We start from the raw sequence: 13,604 nt of genomic DNA on the forward strand, positions 1-13,604 counted from the left end.
TCGGGGAAAACTCTTCATGCTCGATCGTTCGACCTTCCGCCTCACGCTGCTCGCGGGCGCCACGGCGCTGGCGCTGACCGCCGCACCGGCCTTCGCGCAGACCCAGGCTCAGACCGACGACGCGGCGCAGGCTGCGGCCCAGCAGCCCGAGGGTCTCGCCGACATCGTCGTGACCGCGACCCGCCGCGAAACCAACCTGCAGAAGACGCCGATCTCGATCAGCGTGCTCAACACCGAGGCGCTGCAGGATCGCCACGTGCTCAGCCTGTTCAACCTGGCCGACGGCACCATCCCGTCGCTGCGCATCGCGACCTTCGAAGCCCGCCAGTCGGCGCTGACGATCGGCATCCGCGGCATTGTCCCCTACGACCAGAACCAGACCGCGCGTGACGGCGGCGTCGGCGTCTATATCGACGGTGTCGCGCTGGGGAAGACGCAGGGCCTCAACGCCGCGCTGTTCGACATCGAGCGCATCGAAGTGCTGAAGGGTCCGCAGGGCACCCTGTTCGGCCGCAACACCGAAGGCGGCGCGCTGTCGCTGGTCTCGCGTGCGCCGAGCGGCGTGTTCGGCGGTCGCGTCAACGCGGGCGTGGGCAATTATGGCAGCCACAACGCCGACGTGCATCTCGACCTGCCGGCCTTCCATGACGTCTCGCTCAAGCTCGACGGCGTCTACCAGCACCAGGACCCGACCGTGAAGAATCCGCTCACGGGTTCGACCGGCTGGAACTACTACGACCGCAAGGGCGGCCGCATCGCGGCGCGCTGGAAGCCGACCAGCAGCTTCACCGCCGACTTCGCCTATGACTATGCGAAGGACGAGAACACCCCGCAGTACAGCCAGCTGGTCAACTACAACCCCAACAAGTACCCGGTCGGCACGTTCAACAACGGCGTGCTGCAGCTGAACGGCGTCAACTGCGGCGGCACGATCACGACCGCGCAGGCCGCTGCCGGTCGCCCGGTCTGCATCGCGCCGAAGGCCCCGCTGGTCGGCGTTCACCCGGATCGCCAGACAGTCGCCGATGTCGGCGTGCCGCAGCAGCCGAGCGTCGACATCACCCACGGCTTCTCGTCGAACCTGAAGTACACCGCCGCGCCGTGGCTGGAGCTGCGCTCGATTACCGCATGGCGCGGTGTCAGCACCGACCAGTGGGATAACTCGGGCGGGCCGCAGCGCAGCTCGTTCGCGCCGTTCGTGCCGAACACGGCGAACCCGACCGCGATCAACACCACCGGTACCTTCAGCCGCTACAGCCTGTCGTTCCTGCACCAGCACCAGTTCAGCCAGGAATTCCAGGCGGTCGGCAGCGTGCCGGAGTTCGACTATGTCGTCGGCGCCTATTATTTCACCGAGCACGCCACGGAATATGCCGCGACGCCGCTCAGCAACCAGTGGAACACCGACGGCACCGCCTACACTGTCCGCAGCCCCATCCCGGGCAATTCCAGCCCGATCACCGGTGCGAATTCGGGCTATCAGCAGTATGATCCGTCGTGCAACAACACGCTGGCGACGACCGTGCCGCAGTTCGCCAACAGCTGCCAGTTCATCACCCGCGCCAGCCAGGCGACCGACCACAACTACTCGCTGTTCGGCAACCTGACCTACACCCCGGCAGCGCTGGGCGATGTGGTGCACGTCACCCTCGGCGGCCGCTGGACCAAGGACAAGCGCCACGGCACGCTCTATGTGGTGAACAACCGCGCCGACCTGGCCATCGTGGGCACGGTGTCGCCGTTCGGCTTCAGCAACAGCGTCAGCCGCTTCGATCCGATGATCAACGTCGCGTTCGACGCGACGCAGGACATCCATCTCTACGCCAAGTACGCGACCGGCTTCCGCGCCGGCGGTGCGAACGGCCGTTCGCTGCAGTTCAACGCCTTCGGTCCGGAAGCGGTCAAGTCGTATGAAGTCGGCGCGAAGATGGACTTCTGGAACCACAAGGCGCGCCTGAACCTGGCGGGCTACATCATGGATCGCTCGAACACCCAGTTCGACTTCGACTATTTCGACACCAACGGCCAGAGCCCGACCAACGGCAGCCACATCGAGCAGACCACCAATGCCGGCCAGAGCAAGATCCGCGGCATCGAGGCGGATCTGACCGTGGCCCCGGTGCAGGGCCTGACGCTGAACGCGTCCTACGCCTACACCTACTGGCGTGCGCCGTCGGCGGTGAACCCGCTGACCCCGGGTGCCCCGGCGCAGCAGCTGTACATCGTCTACACGCCGAAGAATGCGGCGTCGGGCTCGATCGACTATGCGGTGCCGATCGGCGGCGACGATGCCAGCATCCGCTTCCACCTGGACGGCAACTATTCGAGCAGCCAGTACAGCTTCCAGCTCGAGCCGACCAAGACCGACGCCAGCTTCGTGATGAACGGCCGCATCTCGCTCGCCGACATCCGCGTGTCGGAGAACAACAAGGTCACCTTCTCGATCTGGGCACGCAACCTGCTCGACACGACCTACATCTATCGCCGTTCGTCGGCCAACTCGTCGCCGGTGCTCAACTATGGTGCCAACGGCCAGCTGGTGTCGACCAGCTACGGCGGCATCCTGGGCGACTATGCCAACTTCAACCCGCCCCGCACCTGGGGCGTCGAAGCCAGCGTCAAGTTCTGATCCTGCCCCGTCGCTGCGGCGACGGGCCTTTCTTCGGCACGGTCCGGGTGGAACCTTCCGCCCGGGCCGTTCTGCGTTCGGCACGCCCCGCCCAGGTGCACTGCGCGATGGGCGTGAGGCACGGGGCCGCCCCCTCGGGCCGCGCGTCGCCCCCGGATGTACGCCTGGCGGGGGCGGGGCATCGCCCGCAGCGGGAACGCGGCGCCGAACCCGCAAACCCGGGCAGGAACACATTTCCACAATCGTCTGTTATATTTCTGTGGCGACGTCTCGCCGTCGGCCCTACTGGATTCCCGCTACGGGTATGTCCGTACAAGCTTTTCAACTCTGCATAGGTATGATTTGCTATATTGATCCAGATCTATGAATTTCCTATATTTTTCAGTCCGCAACGGGTTGCGCGCCCAACGATAGAGTCATAGCCATGGTCGCCGTGAAGAACGATATGCTCGACGTTATCGACCACGCGTCGCAATTTTTGAAGGCGCTGTCCGGTCGTAGCCGCCTCCTTCTGCTCTGCCATCTCGCCGATGGCGAGAAGTCGGTGGGAGAACTCGCTCGACTCACCGGCGCGCGCGACACGGCAGTGTCTCAACAGCTTGCGTTGCTGCGGCGCGAGGGCATGGTCTCGGCCCGGCGTGCCGGGCAGATGATCTTCTACTCGCTGGCCAGCCCGGAAGCCCGGCGCATGCTGGAGGCGCTCAACGATCTGTTCTGCGCCAAGGACGGCACCGGCCCGCTGCTGCTGGCGGAGCAGACCGAACGGGCCTGATCCCGTTCGGCCCGCGATCTAGCGGCGGGGGCGTTCGACCGCGGTGCGTGCGGCCGGCAGGATCTGGTCCATCGCCCGATTGGCACGCATGCGATGCCATCCGAACAGATCGCCCACCGGCCGGCGCGACTGATCGCGCGCCACCTCGACCGTCGCGTCCGATGCGTCGCCGACGCGGGCGGCGATCCGCGCGATCCGATCGCGATCCGGCGCTTCCAGCCAGATGCCGGTGAACGCCACGCGCGCCTGCTGCGCCAGCGCCTCGGCCACCTCCCGTTCGCTGCGGTTGAGGAACCCCCCGTCCAGGATCACGGTCGAGCCGCAGGCAAGGTGATCGTCGGCGGATTCGAACATCGCCTCATAGGTCTCGGCATCACTGCGGCGGGTATAGTGCGACGGCGGCAGCCGCGTCTCGGGCGGCACGCCGGCCAGCCGCTTGCGGAACACGTCGGAGCGGAGGACGCGCGCACCCGGCTTGCGCCCGTACAGGCCGCCCAGCAGCCGCGCCAGGCTGGACTTGCCGGTACCCGACAGCCCGCCGACGACAATCAGCTGCGGGGCCGAAGGCTGCAGCAGCCCCTCCGCCGCGGCCGGATCGGCGCTGTGGAGCGACAGCATCAGCGGCAGCAACGCCCAGCCGCTCGCCCCCTGCGGGGAAAGATCGAGATAGCGGTTGGCCAGCAGATTGGCCTCGAGCGCGCGGCCCTGGCCGAGCAATTCGGCAAGCGGACGGGCGAGATCGAACAACACGTCGGCCGGGGCACCGTCGTCGAGCAGGCGGACGCGGCCGGCGCGGGCGCGGCGTTCGATGTCGGTGCCCTGCAGGGCGATCAGGCTGCGCTGGCCGCCGGTGCGGGCCAGTTCCATCAGCCGCTGGCGAAAGGCGGCACCGGCGGGGGTGGCGGTCGCCTTGGCGTGGCGGCGGACCAGCGCTTCCACCTGGGCGTGCAGCGCCGCCATGTCGATGCCGTCTGGGACATTGCCGTCCCCGCCCGAACCTTCTCGCCTCGCGGCTGCTGCCGCCATCGCCTTGCTCCCTGGAGGTCCCCGCCGGTCCTGTGACCCACGACTCTCCTATATCAGGCAAATCTGAACGGGAGCGTACCGAACCTCAGCTTCGTTTCGCCGTCGCGATCAATTTGCGCGCCACCATATCGCGCAGCGGCGTCGGGCGGAAGTCGCCGTCATAGGCCGTCACGCTCGGCTTCTTGCCGTCCTTGCGCGGCTTGAAGCCGTTGAGCCAGCTATATTTGTCGCACATGCCCCAGAACAGCAGGTCGCGCAGCTGCGGATAGCCGAACATTACGTCGAGATAGGCGCCGGCATAGTCGGCCACCTGGCGCTGGCGGACGGCGAGGTCGCCCGGCAGATGCTGGTCGGCGACGTCGAATTCGGTGATCAGCAGCTGATAGCCCATGCCCGTCACCGCATCGAGAAAGGCGCGCCACGGCTTTTCCTGCCGCGCCGCGAGCACGCCGGCAGGGGCGTCGCGGACCGGCTCGATGTGCGACTGCACGCCCAGCGCGTCGACCGGCACGCCGCGCCTGCGAAAGCCTTCGAGCAGGCGGAGCACGCCGTTCCGGTGCGCCTCGTTGCCCGGCTCCCAGCTCATATAGTCGTTATAGACCAGCTGGGCCTTGGGCGCCGCGGCGCGGGCGGTGCGATAGGCATGGTCGAGCATCGCCTCGGTGCCGCCGAATGCGCGGGAGAGGTTGGTTTCGCGCAGCGCCCCGGTCTTCTCGTCGACCGTCTCGTTGACCACGTCATAGCTGTGGATGCGTGCCCCATAGCGGTGGCAGATCGTCTCGATATGGGTGGTGAGCAGCCGTTCGGCGGCGCGGGCGGGGGTGGCCCCGAAATCCTGCTCGACCAGCCAGCGCGGGAAATACTGGGTCTTGTGCCACAGCAGGGTGTGGCCGCGCATCGCCATGCGGTGCGTCTCCGCCCAGCCGAGCATCGCGTCGAAGTGCGTGAAGTCGAACCGGTCGGGGGCGGGGCGGGTGGCCTGCCACTTGAGCTGGTTTTCCGGCACCAGCAGCCCGCAGTCGCGCTGGAGCAAGGCGGCATAGCGCGGGTTGGCGAAGCTGCCGGCATCGGCGCCCGGCGGGCTCCAGCCCAGCGCCGAGCCGATTCGCATGGCTTTCTCGCTCGCCAGGATGTTGAGGCCGGGGGCCGAACTGGTCGCGCGTGCGGCCATGGGCAGGGCGGCGGCGGTGACGGCGCCCGCAAGCAGCGCGCGGCGATCGAGACGGGGGGTGTCGAGCGGCATCGGGTCTTCCTCTCCTGCGCCCCTGTTCCGGGGCTTATCGGCTTGGTAGCGATACCATGATCGGGCTGCTACAGGCTTGTCAACGAACGCGAACCATCGCGAAGGGAGAGGGCGCCGTGCGGCAGGCAATTCGGGCATTATGGTGGATCTGGGCGGCGCTCGTCTGCGCGGGTCAGGCGCATGCCGAAACCGGCTACGACCTTTGGCTGCGCTACGCGCCGCTCGATGCCGCAAGCGTCCGGCGGGTGGCGCCGCACCTGCGCTATGTGGTGGCGGATACCGGCCGGCCGAGCATCCGCGCGGCGGTGGACGAGCTGGATCGCGGGCTGGCCGGGCTGATCGGGTCGGCGCCCGCGCATGCGACGGCGATGCAGGGCGAGGGCGGCATCGTCCTCGCCACGGCCGGTTCGCCGCTGCTCAAGGGGCTAGCCCTGCCGCTCGATTCGCTCGGCCGCGAAGGCTTCCTGATCCGCTCGGCAACGATCGGCGGGGCACGGGTGACGCTGATCGCCGCGAACAGCGATGTCGGGCTGCTCTACGGCAGCTTCCGCCTGCTCAAGCTGCTCCAGCTGCGCGCGCCCATCGACACGCTGGACCTGCGCGACGCGCCCAGGCTGCAGCTGCGCGCGCTCGACCATTGGGACAATCTCGATCGCTATGTCGAGCGCGGCTATGCCGGCCAGTCGCTGTGGGACTGGCAGAAGCTGCCCGGCTACAAGGACCCGCGCTACACCGACTATGCCCGCGCCAATGCCTCGATCGGCATCAACGCGGTGGTGCCGAACAACGTCAACGCCAATGCCGATATCCTCACCGCGCCCTATCTCCGGAAGGTGAAGGCGCTGGCCGAGGTGTTCCGCCCCTATGGCATCCGCATCTACCTGACCGCGCGCTTCTCCGCCCCGATCGAGATCGGCGGGCTGAAGACGGCCGACCCGCTCGATCCGGCGGTGCGCGCCTGGTGGAAGGCCAAGGCGGACGAGATCTACGCGGTGATCCCCGATTTCGGCGGCTTTCTGGTCAAGGCAAATTCGGAAGGCCAGCCCGGCCCGTCCGACTACAAGCGCAGCCATGCCGAGGGCGCCAACATGCTTGCCGATGCGCTGGCCCCGCACGGCGGCGTGGTGATGTGGCGGGCCTTCGTCTATTCCGAGCATAACGACGCCGATCGCCACAAGCAGGCGAACGACGAGTTCGTGCCGCTCGACGGCCAGTTCCGCGACAATGTCCTCCTCCAGGTGAAGAACGGCGCGATCGACTTCCAGCCGCGCGAGCCCTTCCACCCGCTGTTCGGCGCGATGCCCAGGACGCCGCTGATGCTCGAGGTGCAGGTCACCAAGGAGTATCTCGGCTTCGCCACGCATCTCGCCTATCTGGGCACGATGTGGGAGGAGGTGCTGGAAAGCGACACCTTCCGCCCGCGCGCGGGCAGCACCGTGGCGAAGGTGCTGGAAACGCCGGTCGCGCCCGGGGCGCTCACCGGCATGGCCGGCGTCGCCAATATCGGCAGCGACATCAACTGGAGCGGATCGCAGTTCGATCAGGCGAACTGGTATGCTTTTGGCCGGCTCGCCTGGGATCCGGACGCCAAGGCCGCCGACATCGCGCGCGACTGGGCGCGGCTGACCTGGAGCCCCGATCCGGCGGTGGTCGACCCGATCGTCGCGATGATGCTCGAATCGCGCGAGGCGGTGGTGAACTACATGACCCCGCTCGGCCTCGGCCACGTCATGGCGACGGGACATCATTACGGTCCGGGGCCCTGGGTGTCGAACCTCGCCCGGCCCGAGTGGAACCCAACCTATTATCACCGCGCCGACGCGAACGGCATCGGCTTCGATCGCACGCCGACCGGCACCAACGCGCTCGGCCAGTATGCGCCGGAGCTGGCGAAGCGCTGGGGCGACCTGGCGACGGTGCCGGACAGCCTGCTGCTCTGGTTCCACCACGTCCCCTGGGACCATCGTCTGCGGTCGGGCGAAACCCTGTGGGACAGCCTGGTCGCGCATTATGACACGGGCATCGCCACGGTGGAGGACATGCAGCGCCGCTGGGCCGGGCTGGAGGGCAAGGTCGACGCCCGGCGCTGGGCCGAGGTGCGCGACTTCCTCGCCATCCAGCGCGAGGAAGCGCAGTGGTGGCGCGACGCCTCGATCGCCTATTGGCAGTCGCTGTCGCAGCGCCCGCTGCCCGCCGGGCATCTGGCTCCGCCGCACGCGCTCGACTATTATGAAGCGATCCGGACGCCGCACGCGCCCGGCAACGGCAAATAAAGGGGAGCGGGATGCGCACGATGCAGTGGATGTTGCTCGCCGGCATGGTGCTGGCGAGCCCGGCGGCGGCGCAGCAGCGTGCCGTGATCGACCTCAACCAGATCGGCTTCGAGCCCGGCGACGTGAAGCTCGCCGTGGTGCGCGGGGCCGGAACGGCCGCGCAGCCCTGGCAGTTGCTGGACGCCGATGGCAACGTTGTCGGCAAGGGTGAAACCTTCGTCTATGGCCCGGACGCCAGTTCCGGCGCGGTGGTCCAGCGGATCGACTTTTCCGGCTTCCGGCGCGAAGGGAAGGGCTATCGCCTGTCGGTCGCCGGGGTGACCAGCGATCCCTTCGCCATCGCGCCGACGCTCTACAAGCCGCTGGCGCGCGACGCGGCGAACTTCTTCTACCAGCAGCGCGCCGGCACGCCGATCGACGCGAAATTCGCCGGCGCCGTCTGGGCGCGACCGGCGGGCCATGCGCACGAAGTGGCGGGCTGCTTCTCGGGCGCCGACGAGCGCGGCACGAGCTGGCCCGGCTGCACCTACAAGCTCGACGTGACCGGCGGCTGGTACGATGCCGGCGACCACGGCAAGTACGCCGTTAATGGCGGCATCGCGCTGTGGACGCTGCTCAACGCCTATGAGCGCCGCCCCAAGGCCTTCCCCGACGGTTCGCTGCGCATCCCCGAAAGCGGCAACGGCGTGAGCGACCTGCTCGACGAAGCGCGCTGGGAAATGGAGTTCCTGCTGCGGATGCAGATCCCGGACGGCGTGCACGCCCGCGTGCCCTCGGGTCCGCTCGGCGCGCCCAAGCCCGGTCGCCCGGCCTGGGAGCCGAGTTTCCCGCCCTTTGCCGAGATCGATGCCGGCGGCATGGCGCACCAGAAGGTCGCCGACCGCCACTGGACGACGCTGCCCATGCCCCCGCAGAATGACCGCGAGGAGCGGCTGCTCTATCCGCCGACCACGGCTGCGACGCTCAACCTCGCGGCGACCGCGGCGCAATGCGCCCGGCTGTGGCGCGGGGTGGACGATGCCTTCGCCGCCCGCTGCCTCACCGCCGCGCGGCGCGCCTGGGCCGCGGCGCAGCGCAACGGCCAAGTCTACGCCACCAGCAGCTTCACCGGTAGCGGCGGCTATGGCGATTCGAGCCTGAGCGACGAATTCTACTGGGCCGCCGCCGAGCTCTATGCGACCACCGGCGAGGAGGCGTTCCGCAAGGCGGTGACCGCCTCGCCCCATTTCGGCGAAGCGGTGCGCGCGCCCGGCTGGAGCTTCACCGCCCCGCTCGGCACGATCACGCTGGCGAGGGTGAAGACGGGCCTGAGCGATGCCGAGGTGCAAAAGCTGCGCGCCACGCTGATCGCGGCGGCGGACGGTATCCTCGAGCAGCGCCGCCAGAACGGCTATGCGATTCCCTATCGACCGATCGGCTATCCCTGGGGCTCGAACGGCGACCTGATGAACCAGGCGATGCTGCTCGGCGTGGCGAGCGACCTGACGGGCGCGCCCAAGTACCGCGCGGGCATCGTCTCGGCGCTCGACTATCTGCTGGGCCGCAACCCGATGGGGACCGCCTATGTCAGCGGCTATGGCACGCGGTCGCTCCGGAACCCGCACCACCGCTTCTGGGCGCATTCGCTCGACGCCAGGCTGCCGGGGCCGCCGCCGGGCGTCCTTTCGGGCGGGCCCAACGACACCGCGATGGGCGACCAGGTCGCGATGCAACTCAAGGGCAAGTGCGTCGCCCAGACCTGCTGGGCGGACGACATCCACGCCTATGCGCTCAACGAAGTCGCGATCAACTGGAACGCGCCGCTGTTCTGGGTGGCGGCGTGGATGGATGATTGAGGGCGGGGCGGGCGGACGTTGATGTCCGCAGCGGCCATCCGGTGCGCGGCAGGTATCGATCGCCAGCCGTCCGGCAAGCGATTGCATGGGGGTGCTGAGTCCAAAAGCTGCTAGTAGGTATGGCCCCGCACGCCTTAGGCGGCGTGACGGGCAACCGGATATCGCTTTCGCCCCGAGAGTCTCCGGTCTCCGCAGGCCAAGGCCATGGAATTTTTTACGCCTATCCATCCCGAACGTTCCGCCAGCCTCGGCTTGGCGTTGGTCGTGTCTTCGATCATGCCCTTGCTGCTCCTGGACGACCAGCTCGTCGTTCGCGCCGCGAGCGACTCGTTCTGCAACGTGTACGGATTGAGCAGGGAGTCCGTGATCGGCACCTCGTTTTTGGCGCTCGGCAACGGTGAATGGAACAAGCCGCAGCTGCAGTCACTCCTGGAGGCAACCGCCCGCGGTTTCGCAGCGATCGATGCCTATGAGTTCGAGCTGAAACGCATCGGGATGCCAGACCGTGTCCTGGTGCTGAATGCCCATGCGCTCGACTATGCGAACCATGATGCGATCCGGCTGGTCCTCGCCGTATCGGACATCACGGCCATGCGCGACGCCCAGACGATGGTGCGCACCCAAGCCGACAGGAACGATGCGCTGGTGCGAGAAAAGCAGGTCATGCTGCAGGAGTTGAACCACCGCGTTGCCAACAGCCTGCAGATCATTGCCAGCATTTTGATGCAGCGGGTCAGTCGCATGCAGTCGGAAGAAGCCCGCACCCACCTGCAAGACGCCCATCACCGGGTAATGTCTGTCGCTAGCCTGCAGCGTCTATTGGCATCGAGCGCAAAAGTCGACGTTGCCTTGCGCCCCTATCTGACGGACCTGTGCGCGAGCATCGGCGCGTCGATGATAGCCGATCCCGGCAGATTGACCTTCAATGTCGACGTGGACGACAGCGTGATGAGCCCCGATCGCTCGGTCAGTGTTGGGCTTATCGTCACCGAACTGGCGATCAATGCGCTCAAGCACGCCTTTCCCGACGGGACGCAGCAGAAATGCCGAATCGACGTTGTCTTCGCAGCAGAACCGTCAGGCTGGACCTTGACCGTCTCCGACAACGGGTGCGGGCTCCCGGCGGAGGATGCGCAAACAAGACCCGGCCTCGGAACAGGGATCGTCAAGGCGCTCGCCGACCAGCTTGCGGCCACGGTCCAAGTCTCTGACAACGTGCCGGGAACCAGGGTCACCATGGTGCATGTCGCGGCCGGCGATCAGGCCTGACTAGGCCGGGCCGGCCCACCGGGCCGTCTCGCGCCAGCGTGTGCCGCGTTGCAGGACGCCGATGCATCCGCGTCCTGCAATCTTCCCCACCAGCCGTAACCCCAGCGAACGCGTGGGATTCCGGGACGCCGGTTTCACCGCACCGTCAGCGTCGCGCTCTTCAGCGTTGCCGAGTCCGGGCCGGACGAGATCGTGAACGTCCCCGGCTCCACGACATGGCGCATCTGGCTGTTCCACAGCGCCAGATCGTCCGGCGTCAGCGTGAAGCGCACCGTCTTCTTCTCGCCCGGCTTCAGCGTCACGCGCTCGAAGCGCTTTAGCTCGATCACCGGCCGCGTCACCGAGGCCTCGTCGTCATGGACGTAGAGCTGGACGACCTCGTCGCCGACCACCTTGCCGGTGTTGGTCACGTCCACCTCGACGCTCGCCTTGTCGGCGATGCCGATCGTCGGCGTGCCCAGGCGCGGGGCGGAGATGTCGAAGCTCGTGTAGCTCAGGCCATAGCCGAAAGGGTAGAGCGGGCTGGTGTCGCCGAACAGATAGCCGCGCCGCGCGCTCGGCTTCTTGTTGTAGTAGATCGGCAGCTGGCCGACATTGCGTGCCACGGAGACCGGCAGCTTGCCGCCCGGATTGTACCGGCCGAACACCACATCGGCGAGCGCGTTGCCGGTCTGCTCGCCGAGATACCAGCCCTCGATCAGCGCCGGCGCTTTCTCGGCGAGGTAGTTCACCGCATAGGGGCGGCCGTTGAGCAGGATCACGACGACCGGCTTGCCCAGCGCGATCAGTTCCTTGGCCAGCTGGTCCTGCGGCCCCGGCAGGTCGAGCGTCTCGCTGTCGCCGAGATGGTTGTCGGCCCAGGCCTCGCGGCTCACCGCCTCGTTGCCGCCGAGCACCAGCACGACGACATCGGCGTTCTTCGCCGTCTCCAGCGCCTGGGCGCGGAGCTGGTCGTTCACCGCCGCCGGCACCTGCTCCACCGCGTCCTTCGACCATTCGCGGTGATTGGTGATGCGGATGCCCTCGGCATAATCGACCGCGAACTTGCCCTTGCCTTCGGCCTGCATGCCTTCGAGCACGCTGACGACATGGTTGGGCAGGTCCGAATAGCCGCCGATGGGCGTGTCCTTGGCGTGGGTGCCGATCACCGCCATGCGCTTGATGCCCCTGGCGTCGAGCGGCAGCAGCCCTTGCGCGTTCTTGAGCAGCACGATCGACTCGCGCGCCGCCTGGCGGGAAAGGGCGATCGCCTCGGGCGTGTTGGTGCGCGCGGCGGCGAGCTTCACCTCGGGATAGGGGTTCTCGAACAGCCCGCCCTGGAACTTCATCCGCAGCACGCGGCGCACGGCATTGTCGATCTCGCCCTGGCTGACCCGGCCTTCCTTCACCAATTCGACGAGGTGGGTATAGGCCTCGCCGTCCGGGGTCTCCACGTCGACACCCGCGTCGAGCGCGCGCTGGGCCGCGTCCTTGGGGTCCTTGAACAGGTGGTGGCGGGTGATCAGCTCGCGGATCGCGAAATAGTCGCTGACCACCGCGCCCTGAAAGCCCCATTCGCCGCGCAGCACATCGGTGAGCAGCCATTTGTTGGCATGGCTGGGGATGCCGTCGATCTCGTTATAGCTCGCCATCACCGACATCACGGGGAGGGTCTTCACCGCCTGTTCGAAGGGCGGGAAGAAATCCTCGCGCAGCGTCCGCTCGCCGAGCGAGGCGGGGCCGACATTGGTGCCGTTCTCGGGCTGGCCATGGCCGGTCATGTGCTTGAGGGTGACGAACACCTTGTCGGACTTGAGCGGCAGCGTGGTGCCCTGGAAGCCGCGGATCGCGGCGAGGCCCATCTGGGTGACGAGATACGGATCCTCGCCGTACGTTTCCTCGATGCGGCCCCAGCGCGGATCGCGCGCCACGTCGACCACGGGGGCGAGGACAAGGTTGGCGCCGCGGGCGCGGGCTTCCTTGGCGGCCATCGAGAAGATGGTCTCGACCAGCTTGGGGTCCCAGCTGCTGGCGAGGCCGATCGATTGGGGGAAGCTGGTCGCACCGGGGGCGACGAGGCCGTGGAGCGATTCCTCGTGCATCAGCATCGGGATGCCGAGCCGCGTCTTCTCCATCGCCCATTTCTGCGCGGCATAGATGTAGCGCGCGGTCTCTTCCGGGCTGCGGTTGATGTCGCCGGCATTGGCGCCCGCCGCGGTCGTCTGGCCGGCGGCGACGCCGCGCCGGTCATAGGGGCGCGAGATCATGCCCAGGCCGTTGGGGAAGCTGGCGCTGGCCTTGGCGGGGTCGAACTCGCCCTTCGCGTCCTGGATCAGCCCCTTGTTGAGCCACAGCGCCTGGAGCTGCTGGACCTTTTCCTCAAGCGTCATGCGGGCGAGCAGATCGTCGACGCGCGCCTCGACCGGCTGGCTCGCGTCCTTGTACAGCGGCTTGCCGGCGCGTTCGGTTTGCGCGGCGGCGGGCACCGACGCGACGAAGGGCGTCAAGGCACTCGCAGCGATGGCGAGCGCGGCGAGCCGGCGAAAATGGCGCATGTTCCTCTCCCTGAAGGCCGGCA

8 protein-coding genes are annotated in these 13,604 nt (G+C 67.7%); 5 read left to right on the forward strand and 3 right to left on the reverse strand.

Going from position 1 to position 13,604, the window contains the following annotated elements; translation table 11 throughout:
* Positions 1-16 precede the first annotated feature (16 nt).
* A complete protein-coding gene (locus QZ814_RS05830; protein ID WP_294330140.1) occupies positions 17-2,629 on the forward strand; it encodes a TonB-dependent receptor in 2,613 nt (870 codons plus the stop codon).
* 424 nt (positions 2,630-3,053) lie between these two features.
* Positions 3,054-3,401, forward strand: a complete 348-nt coding sequence (locus QZ814_RS05835; protein WP_294330141.1) for a helix-turn-helix domain-containing protein — start codon at positions 3,054-3,056, stop codon at positions 3,399-3,401.
* An 18-nt stretch (positions 3,402-3,419) separates the two neighbouring features.
* Here QZ814_RS05835 and QZ814_RS05840 read toward each other — a convergent pair whose 3' ends face one another.
* Entirely contained in the window at positions 3,420-4,427 is a 1,008-nt protein-coding gene (locus QZ814_RS05840; protein WP_294330143.1) for an AAA family ATPase, read from the reverse strand.
* Positions 4,428-4,512: 85 nt separating this feature from the next.
* Positions 4,513-5,670: an endo-1,4-beta-xylanase gene (locus tag QZ814_RS05845; RefSeq protein ID WP_294330145.1), complete on the reverse strand. Its 1,158-nt coding sequence runs from the start codon at positions 5,668-5,670 to the stop codon at positions 4,513-4,515.
* A gap of 116 nt (positions 5,671-5,786) precedes the next feature.
* On the opposite strand from QZ814_RS05845, the gene QZ814_RS05850 reads away from it, so the two are divergent.
* The 3 genes from QZ814_RS05850 to QZ814_RS05860 all read left to right on the forward strand — a co-directional run bounded on the left by QZ814_RS05850 (position 5,787) and on the right by QZ814_RS05860 (position 11,047).
* On the forward strand, positions 5,787-7,943 hold the full coding sequence (locus tag QZ814_RS05850) for an alpha-glucuronidase family glycosyl hydrolase (RefSeq protein WP_294330147.1): 2,157 nt from the start codon (positions 5,787-5,789) through the stop codon (positions 7,941-7,943).
* An 11-nt stretch (positions 7,944-7,954) separates the two neighbouring features.
* Positions 7,955-9,778, forward strand: coding sequence for a glycoside hydrolase family 9 protein (locus QZ814_RS05855; RefSeq protein ID WP_294330149.1), 1,824 nt, complete (start codon positions 7,955-7,957; stop codon positions 9,776-9,778).
* A gap of 204 nt (positions 9,779-9,982) precedes the next feature.
* Positions 9,983-11,047 (forward strand): sensor histidine kinase, encoded by a 1,065-nt coding sequence (locus QZ814_RS05860; RefSeq protein WP_294330150.1) that lies wholly within the window; start codon positions 9,983-9,985, stop codon positions 11,045-11,047.
* Positions 11,048-11,181: 134 nt separating this feature from the next.
* Here the strand turns inward: QZ814_RS05860 and QZ814_RS05865 are convergent, their stop codons facing one another.
* A complete protein-coding gene (locus QZ814_RS05865; protein WP_294330152.1) occupies positions 11,182-13,581 on the reverse strand; it encodes a glycoside hydrolase family 3 N-terminal domain-containing protein in 2,400 nt (799 codons plus the stop codon).
* Positions 13,582-13,604 lie beyond the last annotated feature (23 nt).

This window comes from uncultured Sphingomonas sp. (assembly GCF_913777625.1).
Lineage (GTDB): Bacteria > Pseudomonadota > Alphaproteobacteria > Sphingomonadales > Sphingomonadaceae > Sphingomonas.

Coding starts and splice junctions, on each gene's coding strand:
- QZ814_RS05835 (WP_294330141.1), top strand. CDS start 3,054: ATGGTCGCCGTGAAGAACGATATGCTCGACGTTATCGACCACGCGTCG.
- QZ814_RS05865 (WP_294330152.1), bottom strand. CDS start 13,581: ATGCGCCATTTTCGCCGGCTCGCCGCGCTCGCCATCGCTGCGAGTGCC.
- QZ814_RS05830 (WP_294330140.1), top strand. CDS start 17: ATGCTCGATCGTTCGACCTTCCGCCTCACGCTGCTCGCGGGCGCCACG.
- QZ814_RS05860 (WP_294330150.1), top strand. CDS start 9,983: ATGGAATTTTTTACGCCTATCCATCCCGAACGTTCCGCCAGCCTCGGC.
- QZ814_RS05840 (WP_294330143.1), bottom strand. CDS start 4,427: ATGGCGGCAGCAGCCGCGAGGCGAGAAGGTTCGGGCGGGGACGGCAAT.
- QZ814_RS05845 (WP_294330145.1), bottom strand. CDS start 5,670: ATGCCGCTCGACACCCCCCGTCTCGATCGCCGCGCGCTGCTTGCGGGC.
- QZ814_RS05855 (WP_294330149.1), top strand. CDS start 7,955: ATGCGCACGATGCAGTGGATGTTGCTCGCCGGCATGGTGCTGGCGAGC.